The sequence below is a fragment of the Gordonia sp. YC-XJ4 genome, from assembly GCF_059511865.1.
Genome location: NZ_CM183447.1, coordinates 1972974 through 1993691, shown reverse-complemented (window position 1 = coordinate 1993691; position 20718 = coordinate 1972974). Strand labels below are relative to the sequence as shown.

The following is a 20718-nucleotide window of genomic DNA, read 5'->3' as shown; positions in this document are numbered from 1 at the left end:
TCGCACACCGCCGACAGCGCCCTCCAGACCCGCGACAGCGCTCTACCAAGCGCTCTCGACGCGCGGGTGAGCGCCATCGACGCAGACGACTACTGCCCTGTGGGCGTGAAGAAGATCAATCGATTGCCGAAGGGATCGGGCACTCGGACCTCGTCCCGCCCCGGCTCGTGGACGAGTCCGATCCGCAACGGGTAGATCGTGCTGTCATGCAGCCGACGCTGCAGAGCAGCGGCGTCGCGCACCCGGATGCGCACCGCACATCCGGGTGTGGCATCGCCGTGGTGCTCGGACAGGTGCAGCACGCACCCCTGCCGGGATACCTGGCGATAGAGGGGCATTCCCGGTTCGAAGCGATGCTCCCAGTCCACACCGAATCCGAGGAAGTCGAGATAGAAGCGGTCGGCCTCGTCACCGGGAAATGTGCGCACGATCGGAACCGTGATGGGATCGGAGCAATTCTCCGACGCTGCTGCGCACGTGTTCCAGTCGCGGAAACCCAACTGTGCCGCGACGATTTCGAGCGCGCGTGAATGAGTGATCGTCACGTCCGATTCTGCGAGGCGTGCTCGCAACGTGACGGCCATGGCCTTGGGGCTGAGGTGGTTGTCCATGAGACGACTCCTGGTGCGGCGGTGGTCGATACGTCAGTGATCGAAGGTCGGGTTCTCCATTGCGATCACCGTACCCACCGCGACAGCGCGCTCGGCATCATGGCGGGCGCTGTCGGCGTCGTGCCGGGCGCCGTCGACGACTATGTGATCGGCACCGAATCCCAGAAGTCGCACTGGTGCTCGGCACGGAAGTCGACGCCGTGCACTCCGTCGGCCGCAAAGGACTGCACCGGACCGCTCGCCCCCGACACCGACGGCCACTGCGGCTGGTCGGCGGCCGTGGGTGTACCCGAATGCGCGAACGACGTCCAGTACCCGATCATCGCCGCCGACAGCGTGGACTGGGGAGGTCGCGGGACGAGGTTGGTGCCGTTCAAGTCGAACAGGTACGGCAATTCGTCGGCGTGGAACGCAGCCTTGGGCACTGCCGGATTGTCCCCACCGCTCACGTTCGGCCCTGACGCATCGGCGAATTCATAGGTGAAGGTCGTCGCGTGGCCGGACAAGTCGTGGGCCGCCCGAAGGGTCGGGCAGGACCACCCCGAATCGGTGAACACCCGCGCCAACGCGGCGGGCGCCGACGAGAACGACGACAACGGATACCGCGCGGCGACCTCCTGTGCCCGTACCCCGTACGCGGCCCGTAGGTCGGCCGGATAGGACTCGGCGGTGTAGGCGTGCGGGTCTGCCGTCACCGCGCCTGCGGTGAAGGCGCCGTTCTCTTCGGCGTTTCCGCCGGTGATGACCGGGATACGCAGGGTGGTGCCGTCGGCGACGGCCGTGGCCGGACTCGTGGGCAGCAGCGCGGTGCCGTAGGCGAGTCCGTTCGAGAACGTCTCGTTCTGGGTCAGCAGTTTCTCGACGGGCAGGTCCCGCAGGCAACGCACGGTGTCGGCACCGGCACACCCCAGCGATGCCGCGACCTGCGCACCGGTGGCCTCCGATTGTTCAAGGGGTGCATACGGACGTGACTGCGGAACTCCGGGGAACAGACTTCCGGTGGGGAAATCCAATGCGCACGAACCGGACTCGATGATGGCCTTGTCGATGAGTCCCTTGGCGGCCGGCGAGGTCAGGGCCGCACACGCCGACATGCCGCCTGCCGATTCACCGAACACGGTCACATTGCCGGGATCGCCACCGAACGCCCGGGCGTTGTCGTGTACCCAGCGCAACGACTGGATCTGATCGGCGAATCCGAAGTCACCGGACCCGGCGAGTCCCGGCAGTCCGAGATAGCCGAAGATCCCCAACCGATAGTTCACCGTCACCACGACGACGTCACCGGCGTCGGCCAGACGCTGTGCGTCGTACGACGATCCGGACCCGCTGACATATCCGCCGCCGTGCCACCACACCATCACCGGTAGCGATGAGCCATCGGAAATCCGTTGCGGGGTGGTCACATTCAGGTACAGACAGTCCTCGCTCTGCGTGGGTGGCGGCTTCCCCGGTACCGGCGTCGCCGCCTGCGGGCACTGGGGCGCCACACCGGTGGCGTCGACATCGGCTTTCGGGTCCGACACCGGGACCGGTGGCGCCCAGCGCCGATCCCCGGTGGGCGCTTGGGCATAGCGAACACCGGTGAACTGACGGGTGGCCCCGACCGTGTGGCCGTGCAGGACCCCACTGCTGGTCGACACCTGCAGCGGCGCAGCATGTGTGGAGTCATCGGCGCTCGTGCACGCCACACCGCCGACGATGATGACGGCGATCAGCGTGATGGTCGAACTCAATCGTCTCAGGCACTGTGTCATGTCGCCCTCCGTGGGCTGGAGATCCGCGGGTGTCGAATCCGCGGTGGTCGGATTCGCGGTGGTCGGATTCGCGGTGGTCAGATTCGCGTGGTCAGATCCGCGACTGCTCGGCGCGTAGCCCCGCCAGCACGAATCGGTCGAGTTCCTCGGCCACCGCCGCCGGCGGATCGCCGGCGATGATCCGCCGCAGCCCGAGGTCGAGCGTGACGCGCACGAGATCGGCGGCCAGCCCCACGTCGAAGGACCGGAACAGGCCGGCTTCCTGCCCGCCGGTGAGGATCGCATCCACCGCTGTCATCTCCTCTCGGTGATGATCGCTCTCGTCCCGGTTCGGGGCGTCGGGATCGTCGGACGCATACAGCGCCGAGAGAACTCTCATCTCTCGCACGTGGCGGGCGTAAAAGGCGATGCTGCCGCGGATGAACGCCGTGAGCATCGCCTCCGGCGACCGCGCCGCGTTGGCCTCTGGCTGGACCTCACTGCGGCCGAGATCATAGATCTGCTCGACAACCGCCGCGAAAAGTGCTGCGCGACTGTCGAAATGATAGGTGATCAGCTTGCGGCTGACCCCCATCTGTCGTGCGATGCGTACCAGTGACGCCTGGCTGACGCCGATCTGGTCGATGACCTCGACAGCAGCTTCGATCATCTGCTGCCGACGCACCCGCGCGATCATGGAAGTAGCGGCCACCACGGCAAAACTACCACCCCTGGCAATCATTTACCAGGGGTGGAAAATTTATCCGCGAGCCTCCAATGCCTGTGGTGCACCGACCGCCGCGCGAGCCACCAGACCTTGCCTGCGACGGCCCGGAGTGACAGGGTGTGAACCAGCACACCGATCTTACTGTCCAGTAAGAATGGTGTTTTCGTCAGCCTGCGAACATGGAGTTCACCGTGACCTCGTACTTTGTGACCGGTGGCAGCGGATTCATCGGACGCCGCGTCATCAGACAACTACTCGCAACCGATCCCGACGCGCAGATCCACGCGCTCGTCCGCCAGGGCTCACTGCCCCGATTCGTCGACACCGTGCGCAGCTTCCCCGGTTCGCACCGCGTCCACCCGGTCATCGGGGATCTCACCGTCGACGGCCTTGGCGTCGACGACAACGACATCGAGGTCGATCACGTCGTCCATCTCGCCGCGATCTATGACATGGCAGCCGACGCGGCCAGCCAGCATGCCGCGAATGTGGAGGGCACCGCACGGGTCGCGGACTTCGCCGTCGCCCATGATGCGATGTGCCATCACATCTCGTCGATCGCGGTGGCCGGTGACCACGCGGGCGAGTTCACCGAGCAGGACTTCGATCTCGGGCAGGGTTTCCCGACGCCCTATCACCGCACCAAGTTCGAGGCCGAGAAGGTCATCCGCGAGCGTACGGGTTTGCGCTGGCGTGTGTATCGCCCGTCGGTGGTCGTCGGCGACTCCCGTACCGGCGAGATGGACAAGATCGACGGCCCGTACTACTTCTTCGGTCATCTTCGTCTGCTGGGGAAACTGCCTGCGGCACTGCGTCTCCCGTTTCCCGACCTCGGACGCATCAACATGGTACCGGTGGACTATGTGGTCGACGCCCTCGTCGCCCTGATCGGTCTCGACCCGGAATCCGACGGCCAGGTGTATCACCTCGGAGACCGCCGCGAGGTGACGATCACCGAGATGTACAACGCACTGGCCCCATCCCTGCGAGCCCCCAAGGGCATCAACGCGATCCCCCACCAGATCGTCGGACGCGCCACGTCGTTGGCCGGCACTCCCCCGTTACGCCTCGGCCGCAACCTCATCGCCCGCCAGGCCGGTATCCCGCCCGCCCTGCTCGACGGCATGGATCTGCCCGTGACGTTCCGCTCCGACCTGACCATCGCACGGCTGGCCCGATTCGGGATTCGCCCACCGGAATTCGACGACTACGCGCCCTTGCTCTGGCGGTACTGGGAGCGCGCACTCGACCCGGCGCGTCATCGGCGATCCGATCCGCGCGGCCCGCTCGTCGGCAAGGTCGTTCTGATCACCGGTGGCTCGTCGGGAATCGGCAAGGCCACCGCCCGCATGTGCGTCGAGCGGGGTGCCACGGCGCTGATCGTCGCACGCCACTCCGAGGAGCTGGAATCCGCGGCGCGCGAGGTGAATTCGGCGACACCCAAACCCGGAATCCCTCGCGGGCAGGCGATCCCGTTCGTCTGTGACATCACCGACGAGGAGTCGGTACGCGCCATGGTGAAGACCGTCATCGTCGACCACGGTCACGTCGACGTCCTGGTCAACAACGCCGGCCGTTCCATCCGCCGGGCGACCATCAACGCCGTCGATCGCTCCCACGACTATCACCGGGTGATGGCGGTCAACTACTTCGGTGCGGTCAATCTGGTACTGGCGTTGCTACCGCACATGGTCGAACGCAACAGTGGCCACATCGTCAACGTCACCTCGATCGCCGTGCAGGCGCGCGGCGCCCGCTTCGGCGCGTACGCGGCATCGAAAGCGGCACTGGAGGCGTTCAGCGATTCGGTCGCCGCCGAGACCTTGTCGGATCACGTGACGGTCTCCCATGTGCGGCTCCCACTGGTTCGGACACGAATGATCGCGCCGACCGAGCAGTACCGGGACTCGGCCGGGGTGTGGTCGGTCGACAAGGGCGCCTCACGCGTACTGGATGCGATTCTGCGCCGCCCACAACGGGTGTCGACACCACTGGGTGACCTCGCCGACCTGGGCCACCGCTTCGCCCCACGGCTGACCACCCGGATCATGCATCAGGACTACCTCCTCAGCCGCGAATCGACGGCCGCTCTGGAGAACTCCACAGCCGGTGACACCCCGTGACCGACACCCCGTATCTGGCAGTCGATCTCACTCGACTCGAGTCCAACCTCACCGCCATGGCGCGACGCTGCGCCGACCTCGGCGTGGCACTGCGCCCACATGCCAAGACCCACAAGTGCATCGAGATCGCTCGGCGCCAGATCGACTGCGGTGCGACGGGTCTGACGGTGGCAACCATCGGTGAGGCCGAGGTGTTCGCGGCCGCGGCAGAACAAACCGGGTGTCGCGATCTGTTCATCGCCTACCCGCTGTGGGTGACCGCCCACACGGGTGCGCGGTTACGCGAAATCGCTCGCGCGGTGTCGATGCGCGTGGGTGTCGACTCGATCGCCGGAGCGCACCGCCTCGCCGCCGAGGTCGCACGGCCCGATACACATCTCGAGGTTCTCGTGGAGATCGATTCCGGACATCACCGCACCGGGGTGGCGGCCGAACAGGCCGGGCAGGTGGCGGCAGCAGCAGCCGACGCGGGCCTCGACGTGGTGGGTGTGTTCACCTTCCCCGGACACGGATACGGTCCCGGATCGGCGCGCGCCGAGGCCGCCGCCGCCGAGGTGGTGGCGTTGCGCGACGCGGCACAGTCGTTGCGCGACAACGGTATCGATCCCCGCGTGATCAGTGGCGGATCGACCCCGACGGTCGAGTTCGCCGAAGCCGGAGCCCTCACCGAGATCCGGCCCGGTGTCTACCCGTTCAACGACGCCCAGCAGGTGGAGTTGGGCAGCGCCACCGTCGACGAGGTGGCGCTGACCGCGGTCACCACGGTGGTCCATCGATCGCGATCGCGGGTGATCGTCGATGCCGGCAGCAAGATCCTCGGCGCCGACCGGCCCGGGTGGGCAACGGGTTTCGGGCATGTCCTCGACTCCCCGCGAGCCCGGATCACCGCGTTGTCGGAACATCACGCCACCATCGACTACCCCGAGGACGACGACCCCGAGGGGCCGGCGAGGATCCCCGATCCGGGAGACCGGATCGAGGTGATCCCCAACCACGTGTGCACGGCCGTGAACCTCGTCGATGACCTGATCGTGAAAGGCCAAGGGGAACAATCACTGTCGTGGCGCGTCGCCGCACGCGGCCGCAACAGCTGAAGCCAGGTCGCTCAGTCGTAGACCCCCTCCACCACCCAGCCGCCGGAGCGGTAGCACAGCAGCAACGCGCGCGAGTCGTCGAGCAGCACCTGCGCGCGAGCACTGATCGCCTCATGCCCCGATTCCGGACCGGCAGGTTCCAGACCGACCGGCCACGGCCCGGCCCACCACCGTACCTCCCAGCCCTGCCGGGAGGGTTCGGGCATCCGGACCATCGTCGGTTCGGCGGTGAACGCGCCTCGCGGGGTGACCTGCACCGGCTCTCCCGCGGGATCGATCACCTCGACCGGCGCGTCGGACGACATCGTCGGTGCCGGTTGGGGCAGGCGGCCCGGCCAGGGCGCCTCCGGGTCGCGCCCGGGCACCGGGTCCTCGCCGAGGGTGATCATCGAGATCTGTTCGGCGGGACCGCGTCCACCGCTGAGCACGGGTATGCGCACCGCATCGCCGCCGAGCAGGCCCTGCACCCGCTCCATGCTGCGGCGCGCTCGTTCGGTCAGTTCCGGTTCGCCGGGCAGCCCGGCACCGGTCAACGCGTGCTGCAGCATTCCGGCGTCGACGACCTCGACGGGCACCAGCCGTAGGACCGCGATCGGTGAATCCGGCCGCGCGTCGCCGGAACCCCGGGTACGACCACTGGTCATCCATCCCTCGAGTTGCCAGCGGATACGGTCGGCGGTCGCCGACGCGGTGAGCGGTTGGCCGCATCGCCAGGTTCGCGAATGACGCTGTCCGCGTTCGGTGATCGCTTCCACCGTCAACTTGGTGCAGGCCACCGACGCATCGACGAGACGGCGGTGCAGCAGTTCGGCGATCCGGCGGCCGGCGAAGGCAGCCGCGTCGATTCGATCGATCAGCGGGTCGCACGGGTACTCGATCACCAGGTCTTCCGGCAGCGCCTGCGTCGAGGGCGGACGGCCCGGCTGGGCGGCGGCCTGCCGATGTGCGATGACCGCGTCTGCGTCGAATCTCGTGGCGACGTCGGACGCCGCCATCGCGGCGAACGCCCCGATGGTCCGTAGGCCGAGCCTGCGGAGCAGATCGACCAACTCGGTGCGGCCGGGCCCGCACAGGGAGGGTTCGGCCGCGAGGTCGGCGATCGGCCGATCCGCCAGGTGCTCACGATCGCCGCCGGGCGGCACGCTGCGTCCGGTGCGCGCGGCCAGAACCGCGGTGAACAGTTCGTCGGCGACGCCGACCTGTGACTCCACTCCGCACGCGGAGACCCGGTCGATGAGTTCCTCGGCGAGTTCGGCCTCTCCCCCGAACACCCGCGCCGCACCCGACAGCCGCAGGACCACCAGCCCGGGCCGCACCACCTCCATCGCCGGGACCAGATCGGCGACCGCGGCGGCCACCGGCTCGAACAACCGGCCGTCCCGATGTTCGTCAGCGGTGACGACCGTCATCTCCGGACACACCGATTGCGCCTGCCGTTTACGCATCCCCCGCCGAACCCCGAGCGCCCGCGCCGGGGCCGAGCAGGCGATCACACGATTGGCGTGCAGCACCGCCACCGGGTGTCGGGGCGGCAGATCGGCATCGGCGGCGGCGGCCGTGGCGGGCCAGTCCGGACACCACAGCGCCAATACCCGCGCCTGCGCGGCCATCAGTTGGCCACCGCGCCGGGCGCGTCGGCGGCCACCGACACCGACGGCCCCACCCGTCGGATATGTACCGCGTCGTCGCCGAATCCGCCTGCGGTGATGTCGATCTCGGCGGAACGTCGGCGGTGGTCGCGACCACCGACGACGATCTGCAGCCGCATGCCACCGACCCGTCCATAACCCCGATGTGCACCGGCGAGATCGGCGGCCTCCGGGCCGTGTCGATAACCGATCACCCTCGCATCCATCCGGGTGTGGGCGCCGGGCCAGTCGCCGTCGACGACCACCAGCGACGAACCCTGCTGGCGCGCACGGCCCCCGACCACCCGGCTCCGCGAGGGGGCGACGGTGGTCCCGCGCAGCCCCACCACGACCACGTCCATGCCGTCGAGCAGTACCGCGGCCACTTCCACCGGGTCGATACCCGGGTCGGGGACCACCGCGATCCGACGCAGATCGGCGCCCATCTCCACCGCGGCGAGCAGATTCAGGCGCGGCATCCCGACGATGCCCACCTGGTGTCCCGCCTGCGTGAGGGTGGCGATCATCGCCATCAGCAGCGACCGCGCACCCCGGTAACCGACCACCGTGCCCCGGGCGATCCCGTGCTGTCCGGAGCTCCCGTCCTTCCCGATTCCGCTGCGGGGCAACAGGTCTGCGATGGCGTCCGGTAAGGCAAAGACCTCGGCCGGCCCAGGCTGTACCGAGCGTCTGTCGGGCATCCCCGACATCACCGCCATCTTTCGGCGCAGGGAGTCGAGGGTGTCGGGATCCGCACGTCCCGACCCTTCTCGCCCACCCCGATCCAGTGGCACCACACTCATGACACACCCCTTCCGGCCAGCGCACACAATGCTCGGCGGGCCGGGAAGTGCCACACCATCGCGTCCCATCCGACTCGGGGAATCACCCCGCGAATCGAATGTTTTTTCGATGTTCCGATCGTACGACGCGGCTCCGACAGTCCGCAACCGCGCAGGTCGCCCGAGCTTCTTCCCGAAGAAACAAGACCTTCCCCGCAAAATCTCCCGAGGAAGAACGAAAACCCTCGGGAAGAACGAGCGATCTCAGAACAACGTGAGCGCTTGTGCCAGTTCGGGTTCGGCCACCGGATCGTCGACGCCGGAAGGCTGCTCCGGGTGCCCCACACGCGAGCCCGACGCCCCGGCCAACCCGTGACGTGCCACCATCGGCCGCATCCGTTCGCGCAGCCACGACGAATACTCCGGGGTGACGTAAGCGCCCCGCCCGTAGAGCGTGCGATATCGGCGGACGAGCGCCGGGTGATGCTCGGCGAGCCAGGTCAGAAACCACGGCTTGGTGGCACCGCGCAGATGCATCGGGATGACGGTGACGCCCGACGCCCCGGCCTCGGCGAGCGAGGCGAGCAGGGCGTCGAGGTGCGCGCTGGAATCGGTCAGGTACGGGATCACCGGGGCGACCATGACGTGCGGGGCGAACCCGGCCTCGGCGATGTCGCGGATCAGTGCCAGCCGCGCCGCGGGCGACGGCGTCCCCGGTTCGATCTGCTTCTGCAACTCGGCATCATGAAAGGCCAGCGAGATGCTCAGCGACACCGGCACCTGCCCGGCGGCCTGACGCAGCAGGGGCAGATCACGTCGCAGCAGCGTGCCCTTGGTGAGGATCGAGAACGGCGTGGCCGATTCCGTCAGCGCCGAGATCACGCCGGGCATCAGCCGATAGCGGCCCTCGGCCCGCTGATAGGGGTCGGTGTTGGTGCCCAGGGCCACCGGTTCCCGACGCCAGGATCGACGCCGTAATTCCTTGCGCAACACCGCGGCCACGTTGAGTTTGACCACGACCTGCGAGTCGAAGTCCCGGCCCGCGTCGAGGTCGAGGTATTCGTGGGTGGGCCGGGCGAAGCAGTACCGACAGGCATGGGTGCACCCCCGAAAGGTGTTGACCGTGTAGGTGAACGGCAACCCGGACTCCTCGGGCACCCGGTTGAGCGCACTCTTGGCGAGGACCTCGTGAAAGGTGATGCCCTCGAACTCCGGGGTCTGCACCGATCGCACCAGCCCGGCCCGGCCCAGACCCGGCAGGGCACCATCGTCGGCTTCGACAGCCTGTTCGGACCAACGCATACCCGGAGTCGAACACATGTGCTAGGTCTTGTCAATCCAGCGCGCACAACACCCTCGGGCGGGAGCGGCGTCGACCCTCCCAGGGGTCTCGGAGTTCAGGACGTCGGGCACGTCGCGCACGGAGGGTTCGCAGGGCACACCGGTACCTGCATCGGTCATGATTCGGGTGCGAAGAGTCGGTCGAGATGCTGGTCAATCGCCGCGAGTGCCGCTCGCGGTTCGATGACGTCGAGGTCGAGAAGAGGGCCGAGTCCGGTCAACGCAAGGACCAGATCCGTTTCGATGACCGGGTCGCAACCGCGACGGATATGCCCCTGGCCGATCGCCTCCCGGATGAGACTTTCCACCATCGCGCGTCCCTCCCGCAGTCCGCGTCCAACCTGCTGACGCAGCGATGAGTCGTGCATCGCCTCGAGCACGTAAGCGGCGTTCATACGGCTGGTGGCACGGGAGTCAGGGCGCAGAGGAAGCATCTCCGTGAGGACCACTCGCAGCACGTCGCGAGGATGCAGGGGTTGGTCGAGCGACGTCAGGCTTCGTGAGACTCGGCGAGATGTTTGTTCCGACGCAAACTCCATCGCGAAGGCCAACATCTCGGCACGAGAAGAGAAGTAGTGCTGCAACTGACCCAGTGAAACCCCCGCCTCAGCGGCAACTTCACGCATGGTCGCCCGTGCCCAACCGTGCTGATCAACGACGCGCCACAGCGCATGAGCGATCGACTCACGCCGCTGATGATGATCAACCTGCTTTGGCACTCGTAACCCTCTCACTGTTGCAATACAGATGACATAATACATCTGACCGAAATAGATTCACGACATGGAGTGCTGACGATGCATGAGCACACGCCGCCCCTGACGTTCTGCAACCCGTCCGCTTTCGCGTTCGACTCCGAAACGGCGATCGCTCTGCTCGCCGACATGCATATTCGGAAGGCGATCGAACGGGGCGACTTTGATGACCTCCCCGGCAGCGGCCAGCCACTGGATCTGTCCGATGCCGATGACCCGGACTGGTGGCTCAAGAGGTTCATGAAGCGCGAGGGACTCGTTTTCCTGCCGCCGTCCATTCAGTTACGAAAAGATGATGCCGCCCTGGATGAGCAACTCGATCGGCTATCGAACGAGAAGGCCGTTCGACGCGAGATTGCCCAGTTCAACGACCGGGTGATGCACGCTCGTCTCCAGCTGCCATCCGGACCGCCGCTGATCACCATGCCCCGTGACACCGAAGCCACGGTGGCTGCATGGGCCGAACGCAAGGCGGCGCGATCTGCGGAAGCACGCTCCATGCCACGTCAAGAAGCGAAGGCGCAGAAGCGGTCTCGCCGAGGTATCTTCGGCAAGGCGGGTCGACGACATCACTGAGACCGCGATCGGCCAGGTGTGCCGGTACCGGTCGACCGCACCGCTTCCAGGAGGCGGCTCCATCGCGAACGCACCACCCGGCATCCGTTTGCCGCGCGCCTCCCATCCACACCAGACGACTGACTCCCCTTTTCGACGGACAGCCCAGCTCACACCGGGCGGTGCGCCTGAGCGCCACGGCTATCATCGCTGTCATGCCCGCCGACGTCGACAGCCACCGGACACCCGGCCCCAATTTCTTGGTGGCCGGACGCTATCGGCTCGTCTCGCGCATCGGCGGCGGTGGCATGGGCACGGTCTGGCTCGCCCGCGACCAACTCCTCGACCGTGAGGTGGCCGTCAAGCAGGTCCTCTCCACCGAGGGATTGTCGGAGGACTCCGCGGAAACCGTTCGGCAGCGCGCGATGCGCGAGGGCCGGATCGCGGCCCGACTGAGCCACCGCAACGCCATCGCCATGCACGACGTCGCCCTCGACGGCGGCGAGCCCTGGCTGGTGATGGAGTATCTGCCCTCACGCAGCGTCGCCCAGATCCTGCATGCCACCGGAACTCTCGAGGTCACCGAGGCCGCGAAGATCGGCGCACAGGTCGCCGACGCGATGGTCGAGGCGCACGCATCGGGAATCATCCACCGCGACATCAAACCCGGCAACATCCTCATCGCCGGGGGTGGGCGTCAGGCCGGGCTGGTCAAGATCACCGACTTCGGCATCTCCCGCGCCAAGGACGATGTCACCCTCACCCAGACCGGCCTGATCACCGGTACCCCAGCCTATTTCGCACCCGAGGTCGCTCGCGGCGACGAGCCGGCCGAGCCGTCGGATGTGTACTCTCTCGGCGCCACCATCTACACGATGGTCGAGGGTGAACCGCCGTACGGCGTCGACGACAACTCGCTGGTGATGTTGCATCGGGTCGCGCGTGCGCAGATCAATCCGATGAAGCGGGCCGGCGTACTCGAACCAGTGCTGTTGCGGATGCTCGAGCCGAGCCCTCGGCGCCGCGTCTCGATGGCGCAGGCGCGTGACGAACTCGCCCGGATCGCCGCGGGTGAGCACGGCTCCACCGAGCAGGTGCTGACCAGCCTTGTCTCCCGATCCGACCTCGGGCGCAACACCCGGCCCCGCACGGCACCACCAGGGCCACCGCCGGCGTCGGGCTCCTCACCCCGCGGAATGACCTCGAATCCCGCTGCACCACAACACCATTACGATCCCACCCGCGTGGCGACGCCACCGCCCTACGATCCGGCCCGAGCGCCCGGCGCCATATCCCGTCCCGGTGCCATGTCCCATCCCGGCGCCCAGCCTCCGGGACAGTACTCGCCGCGCTATCCGACGGCACCGTCCTACAGCAGCGCGATGCCGCCACTCGGTCCACCCGCGCCGCACCGGCAGACCTCGCCGGGTGTCCTTGCCGCCGTGGTGTTCTTGTTCTTCGTCGTCCTCGCCGCCATCATCGTGCTGGTGATCGCGCTCGTCTGATCAAGCGCTCGACTGATCAAGCGCTCGGCCATCAAGCACTCGCCCATCAAGCATTTCGGTCGGATCCGGGCGAGGCACGGTTCACCCGATATGACGGGTCGCCGCCCACCGGGTGAGCGCATTCCGGTTGGACTGCTGGGTCTTTCGCAGCACGTTGGAGGCATGGGTCTCGACGGTCTTGATCGAGATGAACAGTTCCTCGGCGATCTCGCGGTAGGTGTACCCGCGTGCGAGCAGTCGCAGGACCTCGAGTTCCCGTCGGGTCAGCGAGTCGAGTTCGGGGTCCAGTTGCGGCTCCGGCGTCGACGATTTGCCGGTGAAGGAGTCCAGCACGAATCCGGCCAGACGTGGACTGAACACGGCGTCGCCCTCGGCGACCCGACGGACCGAGTCGGCGAGTTCGCTCCCGTCGATCGTCTTGGTCACGTAACCGCGGGCACCGGCGCGAATCGTGGCGATCACGTCCTCGGCCGCGTCGGACACCGACAATGCCAGGAACACCGGGGCATCGACTCCCAGCGCGTCGGTCACCCCACGCAGCACCGCGACCCCACCACCGGCGGGCATGTGCACATCGAGCAGCACCACATCCGGTCGCAGACGGGTGATCCCGGCGATCGCCTCGGCGACCGTGCCCGCCTCGCCGGCGACCGTCAGACCGTCCTCCCCGGCGAGTTCGGCCCGCACCCCCGACCGGAACACGCCGTGATCGTCGACGAGGAACACCCGGTAGTGCCCGGTATGCGGCGCTTCGATGGTCATGATGCCTTTCCGTGGTCGGTGCTCGGATCGTCGGTGTTCGGATCGTCGGTGGCGTGCTGGTCGGTGACTCGCTGGCCGGGGCCGGTGTGGTCCGTGCCGGTGTGGTCGGAACCCAGGTGCCCTGCACCGCGATTCCCGGGAGTCCGGACGACCGAGGGATCCTCGCCGGAAATGGGGATATCCGAATGCTTTTCGAGATCGGCCCCGGCCTTCTCGTCCTCGTGCGGGACGGAATCCCCACGGGGCATGGTGACCCGCACATTGGTGCCACGCCCGGGCGCCGAGCGGATCGACACCTGTCCGCCGACGCGCTCGGTGCGGGCCCGGATCGACCGTGCGATGCCCTGACGATCACCGTCGACCCGGTCGGGATCGAAGCCGACGCCGCGATCGCGCACGTACACCTCGACCTCGTCGTCGCCGACCTCGAGGTAGACATCGATCTTGCGTTCGCCGGAGTGCTTGGCCGCGTTGATCAATGCCTCCCGGGTCACCCCGATCAGCGCGGGCCACCGTTTCGCGATCGACTTGTCGGGCTCCTCGTCGGGCCGCAGATCGCCGACCGTCACCACCTCGACCTCGACGCCGTAATGGTCTTCGATCTCGCCGGCCACGCTGGTCACGGCGGCAACCAGGGACCCGCCGCGCTGCGCCGGATCACCGAACAGCCACGTCCGTAACTCGCGTTCCTGACTGCGAGCCAGGCGCGCGACCTCCTCTGGCTTGGCGGCCTGCTTCTGGATGAGGGCCAGCGTCTGCAGCACCGAGTCGTGCAGGTGCGAGGCGATCTCCTCGCGTTCGGCATTGCGGATGCGCGCGGCCCGTTCCTCGTTGAGGGCGCGCCACATTCGCATCCAGAGCGGCACCGTCAGCAACAGCACGCCCAGCAACGTCGCACCGACGGCGAGGAGCGTCGTACTCAGTCCGCCGAAGTTCCGGGTGCCGGCGAACACGATGACGACCAAGCCCCCGATCACCAGTACCGCGCCACCTGCCAGTCGTGTCCAGGTCAGCAGCGGACCGTGGGGGCGGGCACGCGCCGAGGTGTCGAATTCGCGCCAGACCAGGCTCGCACCGACGGCCACGAACACCAGCGGCACGAGGTAGGTGGCGGGCGTACCGGATGCGGCGAAACCCACCACGCTCATCGCGACCAACCCGATGAGCGCGAGTCCCCACGCCTGCCTGCGCTCGGACGGGCTGGGAGCGGCGACGTCGTCGCCCGGCGGGCAGAAGAACCACAGCAGCGCGTAGGCGAGCGCGCCCGCCCCGGCCATCGCGGTCAGCACGACGAAGACGACGCGGACCCGGAATGCGTCGACGCCGAGGTGGTCGGCGACGCCGCCGGCGACACCGCCGATCACGCGGCCGCCACTGCGGCGCATCAGTCTCTGCGCACGCTCGACGTCGGTTGCCATGCCTTCGATACTTCCATGATCGTCGGGCCCGGGCATCAGGGTTCACCCCGGTGCCGACCCCGAAGACCGCGACACCGGCCGACGTCGGCGACGCGTCGATCCGGGTGGATTTCAGGGTCGGTCCCCGATGTGAGCTCGCCACGAACCGAGCACGATGAGTGCCATGGACACGACGCAGCTTCGGACGCAGCTCGAACGGCTGTGGGCCACACGGCCCACCAGACCGGCCTCTCCGCGCACCATTGCCGGTGTCTGCACGGGCATCGGTGAGCGCTACCGGGTCGACCCGACGCTGGTGAAGGTGGCGTTCGTGGTGGCGGCCGTCTTCGGCGGCAGCGGGGTGCTCCTGTACCTCGCGGCATGGATCGCCTTTCCGTCCACCACCCGGGCCCGCACGCACGCCGCCGGCGGCGATCGCGGTGCCTCCCGCGGGTGGCACAACAATCCGACGGTGATCCTGTGGGTGGTCGTCGTGATCGTCGTCTCGTCGGTGTTCTCGCGTGGCCCTTGGGGTTCGGGCGGAATCGTCGGCGGCATCCTGATGCTCATCGGATGGTGGTTGCTGTTCCTGCGCACGCCCGAACCACCTGCAGATACCAGCGTTTCGACCGTCTCGGCGCCGGAACCGCCGCAACGATTCGTCCGCTGGACCCCGCGCGCGGTACGAACCGGTGCCGCATCCACCGCATCGGCGTCGGTACCCGGCGCACCGGGTGCGGTCGATCTCGCCAAGCCGGCGGCCGGGGTCACCGCATCACCCACCGCGAGCACCACAGCCCCGACTTCCGCCGCACCGACCGATTTCATCGAGGCCACACCCCCGTCGTGGGATCCGCTCGGGGCCGCCCGATTCGCCTGGGATCTCCCCGAACCCACCACACCCGCGACGCCACCGACGCCACCTGCCGCGCCCCGCCGATCGGCGTTCTCGTTCATCGTGGTCGGCATCGCGGTCCTGGTGGTCGCAGGCGGGATCGCCGCCCACGGACTCGGCGCCGGCTGGTTCACCGTGCCACACGTGCTGTCCCTGGCATTGGCCGTGATCGGAGCGGGTCTGCTGGTCAACGGGCTGCGCAGGCAGTCCACACGCTCGCACCCGGGGGCGTTGGTACCACTCGCGGTCGGACTCTCTGCGGCGGTGATCGTGACCACGTTGCTCGCCGGAGCCGCCTCCGGTGACCACCGGTTCGGTATGCCCGGCGGCGGAGTCGGCGAACGGAACTGGAAACCGATGAGCGAGAACGACATCCGCGACGAGTACACACTGACCATGGGCAGCATGACGCTCGATCTCCGCGACGTCGACCTGACGACCGACGAGACCGTACACCTACGCAACGGAATCGGCGAGATCGTCGTCGAGGTGCCCGCCGGGATGAACATCCGGGCCGAATGCACAGCAGGCGTCGGCGACTATTCCTGCCCCGAGGGACTCGACGGCGGCAACGACGGCACCACCGGCCCCGTGCTCACCATCGACGCCCACACCAATGTCGGCAGTGTGAAGGTGCAGCGATGAACACCTCCGGCAACCCCTGAACAGGAGACGAGATGAAGAGCACGACACCATCATTCGGCAATGGCGATCACAATGACACCGACCGCGCACCACAGCGTCGTGCCCCCGTGGTGGCGTTGATCGGGCTCGCCGCCCTGCTGGTGGCCGGCTGGGGACTCGCCGACGGGCCGACGCTGCCCGACCCGGCGACCATCGGATGGGCCCTCGTCGGGATCGCCGTCGCCGTCGGCGCCCTGCTCATCGCCACCGGAGCACGGTCGGCCCGGTCGCGCTGATCATCTGCCGAACTGGTCTAGAGGTTCGGTTGCCCGCTCATGATCACGATGATCACGACGCCATAAGCGACGAGCGCTGCGGCACAGGCGGTGACCACCGCTCCGACAACACTTCCGGTGCGCCGATGCACCGTCACGGCCGCAACGATCACTGCCGCGGCGAGTACCAGCGACACGAGTATCAGCGCTGCGAGACCGATGGCGCCGGACATCTCACTCGCACGTCGAAGGCGAGGGCACCACGGCCCCACTCACTCCCACTCGATGGTGCCCGGCGGCTTGCTCGTGACGTCGAGGACGACACGGTTCACGTCGGGGACCTCGTTGGTGATGCGGGTGGAGATGATCTCGAGGACCTCATAGGGCACGCGGGTCCAGTCCGCGGTCATCGCGTCCTCACTGGAAACCGGGCGCAGCACGATCGGATGACCGTAGGTGCGGCCGTCGCCCTGGACGCCGACGCTGCGCACGTCGGCGAGCAGCACCACCGGGCACTGCCAGATCTGCGCGTCGAGCCCCGCCGCGGTCAATTCCTCACGCGCGATGAGATCGGCCTTACGCAACATGGCCAGCCGCTCCGCGGTGACCTCCCCGACGATCCGGATCGCCAGACCCGGACCCGGGAACGGCTGACGCGCAACGATCTCCTCCGGCAGACCGAGCTCACGGCCAACGGCGCGCACCTCGTCCTTGAACAGCAGGCGCAGCGGCTCAACGAGGCTGAACTCGAGATCCTCGGGCAATCCGCCGACGTTGTGGTGGCTCTTGATGTTGGCCGTACCACTACCACCACCGGACTCGACGACATCCGGATACAGGGTACCCTGCACCAGGTAGTCGACCTGCTGTCCGCCCTCGGCGTGATCGCCCAGCACCTCACTCACCGCGCCCTCGAACGAGCGGATGAACTCGCGGCCGATGATCTTTCGCTTCTGTTCCGGATCGCTGACCCCGGACAACTCGCGCAAGAAGGTGTCGGCGGCGTCGACGGTGACCAGTTTCGCGCCGGTGGCACCGACGAAGTCGTGTTGCACCTGCTCACGCTCGCCCGCGCGCAGCAACCCGTGATCGACGAACACACACGTCAGCCGATCACCGATCGCACGCTGCACCAGGGCCGCCGCAACCGCGGAATCCACCCCACCGGACAGACCGCAGATGGCCAGACCGTCGCCGATCTGGTCGGAGACCTGGTCGATGAGGGCGTCGGCGATGTTGGCGGCGGTCCAGTCGGCCTCGAGCCCGGCGATCTCGTAGAGGAAGCGGGTGAGGATCTGCTGGCCGTGCGGGGTGTGCAGCACCTCCGGGTGGTATTGCACCCCGGCCATCCGGCGCTCGACATTCTCGAACGCGGCAACCGGCGCACCGGGCGTCGAGCCGGTGACGGTGAACCCCTCCGGCGCCTCCTGCACGGCGTCGTTGTGGCTCATCCACACCGGCTGAGTGCTGGACAGTCCCTGGTGCAGGAGCCCCTCGTCGGTGAGAGTCAGTGTGGTGCGGCCGAATTCGCGCCCACCGGTGTTGGCCACCCGACCACCCAGCGCTGCGGCCATGGTCTGGAATCCGTAGCAGATGCCGAAGACCGGGATATCGAGGTCGAGGATCGCCGGATCCAGCCGCGGGGCGTCCTCGGCGTACACCGAGGCGGGCCCACCGGAGAGGATCAGCGCCACCGGGTCCTTGGCCTTGAACGCCTCGATACCCGCGTCGTGCGCGATCACCTCGGAGTAGATCCGCGCCTCACGGACACGGCGCGCGATCAACTGCGCGTACTGGGCACCGAAGTCGACGACGAGCACCGGGCGCGGGCCGTCGATGAATCCCTGCGAATCGGTCACGGGGCGAGTCTAGTGGCACCGCCGGACACCGGGCGGTTCACCCTGCGCGCCCTGGCGGATCGCACGCCCCGATCGTCGTGGAATACTCATCTTTCGCAATGACTACTTCTGATACCCGGCCCAGTGCCTGGTCACTGACCATCGCCGACATCACCCAGGCGGCGGTGTTCGCCGCGCTGATCGCCGCACTCGGCCTGCCCGGCACCATCACCGTGGGCACCGCCGGCGTGCCGATCACCTTCCAGACGCTCGGCGTGATGCTCGCCGGGGCGATCCTCGGCCCCAAGAAGGGCACGCTGTCGGTGGTCATCTTCATGGTGCTCGCGATCGCCGGCCTGCCGATCCTCTCCGGTGGCCGTAACGGCTTGACGGCATTGAGCTCCCCCACCGCGGGCTTCTTCGTCGGCTTCCTGCCGGGAGTGATCGTCATCGGCGTACTGACCGCACTGATGATGTGGACGCACACCCGATCGCAGACGGTGCCGCGGTATCGGGTGCTGCCCGGCATCGTCATCAACATCATCGGCGGCATCCTCGTGGTGTACATCTGCGGCACCATCGGCCTGATGATCCGCGCCGACATGACGCTGTGGGCGGCGATCGCCGCGAACGGCTGGTTCATCCTCGGCGACACGATCAAGGCCGTCGTCGCCGCCGTGGTCGCCGCCCAGGTCCACCGCGGATGGCCGGGTCTGATCAGCCCGCTGCGGCGACCGACCCACGAGGCCTCCCCGTCGAACTGACCGCGACCGGAGCCCCATCGTGATCGAGTTCTGCGACATCACCCACGCCTTCGGTGCCCGCACCGTCCTGCGCGAGGTGTCGCTGACCCTGTCGGAACGCCGAATCGGGATCGTCGGCGCCAACGGCAGCGGCAAATCGACCCTGGTGCGAATGATCAACGCGCTCGTCATCCCCGACCACGGCACCGTGACGGTCAACGGGATCGACGCGCGACGCCACAAACGACGCGTCCGACGCGAGGTCGGCTTCATCTTCTCCGACCCCGACCGGCAGATCATCATGCCGACCGTCGCCGAGGACATCGAGCTCTCCCTCACCCGCACCGATCTGAGCAGAACCGAACGCGCCGAACGCACCCGGACCGTCCTCGACCGGTTCGGATTGGCCGACCACGCCGACTCCCCCGCCGGACGGCTCTCCGGCGGCCAGAAGCAACTCCTCGCCCTGGCATCGGTGTTCGTCACCGAACCCGCGGTGATCATCGCCGACGAACCGACCACCCTGCTGGATCTGCGCAACGCCCGGATGTTGCGCGCGGTGTTCGCCGGACTGACCGAACAACTCATCGTCGTCAGTCACGACCTCGATCTCGTCTCCGACTTCGACCGCGTACTGGTGATGGACGACGGACGCATCGTCGCCGACGACGAGCCCACACCGGCACTGCGTCACTACCGGGAGATGATGACGTGAATCCGCTGGGCACCTACCGTCCGGGACACTCACCGCTGCACCGACTCTCGCCGGGAATCAAGCTGGTCGGGCTCGCCGCGGCGATCCTGGCGATCTCCCTGGCCGTACGCTCACTGCCCGCGCTGGGCATTGGCGCACTCGCCGTGGCGGCGCTCTACGCGCTGGCCGGGATCGGACCGGTCACCGCCTGGCGACAGTTCCGGCCCACCCTCTGGATCCTGGTGTTCATCTTCGCTTTCCAGTGGATCTTCACCGACGCGCGGCGCGCCCTGCTCGTGTGCGGAATCCTGGCGCTGTCGGTACTGCTGGCGGCGGTGGTCACCCTGACCACCCGGACCACCGACATGCTCGACTCACTGACCCGCGCACTACACCCGTTGCGGCGCTTCGGGATTCGTACCGACCTCATCGCGATCGCCCTGGCACTCACGATCCGCGCCATCCCCCTGATGGTCGAGATCGCCGGTCAGGTCGACGAGGCCCGACGGGCCCGCGGCCTACGCCCCGGACCGCGAATCCTGGTGGCGCCCATCGTGCTCGGCGCCCTGCGCACCGCAGACGGATTCGCCGAGAGCCTCTCGGCACGCGGCCTGGACTGACCGCGCCACTCGC

Annotated in this window: 20 protein-coding genes; 9 read left to right on the top strand and 11 right to left on the bottom strand. The window is 67.8% G+C overall.

Going from position 1 to position 20718, the window contains the following annotated elements:
* Positions 1-89: 89 nt before the first annotated feature.
* From AC5ZH6_RS08770 to AC5ZH6_RS08760, 3 genes are all read right to left on the bottom strand, one after another.
* Positions 90-611 (bottom strand): glyoxalase superfamily protein, encoded by a 522-nt coding sequence (locus AC5ZH6_RS08770; protein ID WP_006367544.1) that lies wholly within the window; start codon positions 609-611, stop codon positions 90-92.
* Between the two features lie 140 nt (positions 612-751).
* On the bottom strand, positions 752-2368 hold the full coding sequence (locus AC5ZH6_RS08765) for a carboxylesterase/lipase family protein (RefSeq protein ID WP_006367545.1): 1617 nt from the start codon (positions 2366-2368) through the stop codon (positions 752-754).
* A 91-nt stretch (positions 2369-2459) separates the two neighbouring features.
* Positions 2460-3059, bottom strand: coding sequence for a TetR/AcrR family transcriptional regulator (locus AC5ZH6_RS08760; protein ID WP_238534885.1), 600 nt, complete (start codon positions 3057-3059; stop codon positions 2460-2462).
* A gap of 206 nt (positions 3060-3265) precedes the next feature.
* Between AC5ZH6_RS08760 and AC5ZH6_RS08755 the strand changes: the two genes are divergently transcribed.
* Together AC5ZH6_RS08755 and AC5ZH6_RS08750 are read left to right on the top strand one after the other, a co-directional pair.
* Positions 3266-5197, top strand: coding sequence for an SDR family oxidoreductase (locus AC5ZH6_RS08755; protein WP_271355397.1), 1932 nt, complete (start codon positions 3266-3268; stop codon positions 5195-5197).
* Complete coding sequence (locus AC5ZH6_RS08750) at positions 5194-6291, top strand: alanine racemase (RefSeq protein WP_006367548.1); 1098 nt, start codon at positions 5194-5196, stop codon at positions 6289-6291. The genes AC5ZH6_RS08755 and AC5ZH6_RS08750 overlap by 4 nt, the downstream gene beginning before the upstream one ends.
* A gap of 11 nt (positions 6292-6302) precedes the next feature.
* On the opposite strand, the gene AC5ZH6_RS08745 is transcribed toward AC5ZH6_RS08750, so the two are convergent.
* The 4 genes from AC5ZH6_RS08745 to AC5ZH6_RS08730 form a co-directional block, all read right to left on the bottom strand.
* A complete protein-coding gene (locus tag AC5ZH6_RS08745; RefSeq protein ID WP_006367549.1) occupies positions 6303-7901 on the bottom strand; it encodes a DNA polymerase Y family protein in 1599 nt (532 codons plus the stop codon).
* On the bottom strand, positions 7901-8722 hold the full coding sequence (imuA', locus tag AC5ZH6_RS08740; RefSeq protein ID WP_006367550.1) for a DnaE2-dependent mutagenesis accessory factor ImuA': 822 nt from the start codon (positions 8720-8722) through the stop codon (positions 7901-7903). The genes AC5ZH6_RS08745 and imuA' overlap by 1 nt, the downstream gene beginning before the upstream one ends.
* A gap of 243 nt (positions 8723-8965) precedes the next feature.
* Complete coding sequence (locus AC5ZH6_RS08735; protein WP_014359499.1) at positions 8966-10003, bottom strand: Rv2578c family radical SAM protein; 1038 nt, start codon at positions 10001-10003, stop codon at positions 8966-8968.
* Positions 10004-10158: 155 nt separating this feature from the next.
* A complete protein-coding gene (locus AC5ZH6_RS08730) occupies positions 10159-10803 on the bottom strand; it encodes a TetR/AcrR family transcriptional regulator (protein ID WP_240524184.1) in 645 nt (214 codons plus the stop codon).
* 36 nt (positions 10804-10839) lie between these two features.
* Between AC5ZH6_RS08730 and AC5ZH6_RS08725 the strand changes: the two genes are divergently transcribed.
* Entirely contained in the window at positions 10840-11373 is a 534-nt protein-coding gene (locus AC5ZH6_RS08725) for a DnaJ family domain-containing protein (RefSeq protein WP_193361580.1), read from the top strand.
* A gap of 194 nt (positions 11374-11567) precedes the next feature.
* Entirely contained in the window at positions 11568-12857 is a 1290-nt protein-coding gene (locus AC5ZH6_RS08720; RefSeq protein ID WP_014359496.1) for a serine/threonine-protein kinase, read from the top strand.
* A gap of 81 nt (positions 12858-12938) precedes the next feature.
* On the opposite strand, the gene AC5ZH6_RS08715 is transcribed toward AC5ZH6_RS08720, so the two are convergent.
* Positions 12939-13619 carry a LuxR C-terminal-related transcriptional regulator gene (locus tag AC5ZH6_RS08715; RefSeq protein ID WP_496168933.1) on the bottom strand — a complete coding sequence of 227 codons (681 nt, stop codon included), beginning with the start codon at positions 13617-13619 and terminating at the stop codon, positions 12939-12941.
* Positions 13616-15037, bottom strand: coding sequence for an ATP-binding protein (locus AC5ZH6_RS08710; RefSeq protein WP_043456378.1), 1422 nt, complete (start codon positions 15035-15037; stop codon positions 13616-13618). Before AC5ZH6_RS08710 ends, AC5ZH6_RS08715 begins: the two co-directional genes overlap by 4 nt.
* A gap of 163 nt (positions 15038-15200) precedes the next feature.
* Between AC5ZH6_RS08710 and AC5ZH6_RS08705 the strand changes: the two genes are divergently transcribed.
* Together AC5ZH6_RS08705 and AC5ZH6_RS08700 are read left to right on the top strand one after the other, a co-directional pair.
* Positions 15201-16556, top strand: a complete 1356-nt coding sequence (locus tag AC5ZH6_RS08705) for a PspC domain-containing protein (protein WP_014359493.1) — start codon at positions 15201-15203, stop codon at positions 16554-16556.
* 32 nt (positions 16557-16588) lie between these two features.
* The gene (locus tag AC5ZH6_RS08700; protein ID WP_006367556.1) at positions 16589-16831 is read left to right on the top strand and encodes a hypothetical protein; all 243 of its coding nucleotides are present in this window, start codon (positions 16589-16591) and stop codon (positions 16829-16831) included.
* A 17-nt stretch (positions 16832-16848) separates the two neighbouring features.
* On the opposite strand, the gene AC5ZH6_RS08695 is transcribed toward AC5ZH6_RS08700, so the two are convergent.
* Positions 16849-17043 (bottom strand): hypothetical protein, encoded by a 195-nt coding sequence (locus AC5ZH6_RS08695; RefSeq protein ID WP_043456377.1) that lies wholly within the window; start codon positions 17041-17043, stop codon positions 16849-16851.
* A gap of 39 nt (positions 17044-17082) precedes the next feature.
* Complete coding sequence (gene guaA, locus AC5ZH6_RS08690) at positions 17083-18669, bottom strand: glutamine-hydrolyzing GMP synthase (protein WP_006367557.1); 1587 nt, start codon at positions 18667-18669, stop codon at positions 17083-17085.
* A gap of 98 nt (positions 18670-18767) precedes the next feature.
* Here guaA and AC5ZH6_RS08685 point away from each other — a divergent pair, with 98 nt between their 5' ends.
* From AC5ZH6_RS08685 to AC5ZH6_RS08675, 3 genes are read left to right on the top strand one after another with little or no spacing between them, the layout of a single operon-like run.
* Positions 18768-19412: a biotin transporter BioY gene (locus tag AC5ZH6_RS08685; protein ID WP_014359492.1), complete on the top strand. Its 645-nt coding sequence runs from the start codon at positions 18768-18770 to the stop codon at positions 19410-19412.
* 19 nt (positions 19413-19431) lie between these two features.
* Positions 19432-20106: an energy-coupling factor ABC transporter ATP-binding protein gene (locus AC5ZH6_RS08680; RefSeq protein WP_006367559.1), complete on the top strand. Its 675-nt coding sequence runs from the start codon at positions 19432-19434 to the stop codon at positions 20104-20106.
* Entirely contained in the window at positions 20103-20705 is a 603-nt protein-coding gene (locus tag AC5ZH6_RS08675; protein WP_020171748.1) for an energy-coupling factor transporter transmembrane component T family protein, read from the top strand. The genes AC5ZH6_RS08680 and AC5ZH6_RS08675 overlap by 4 nt, the downstream gene beginning before the upstream one ends.
* Positions 20706-20718: the final 13 nt, after the last annotated feature.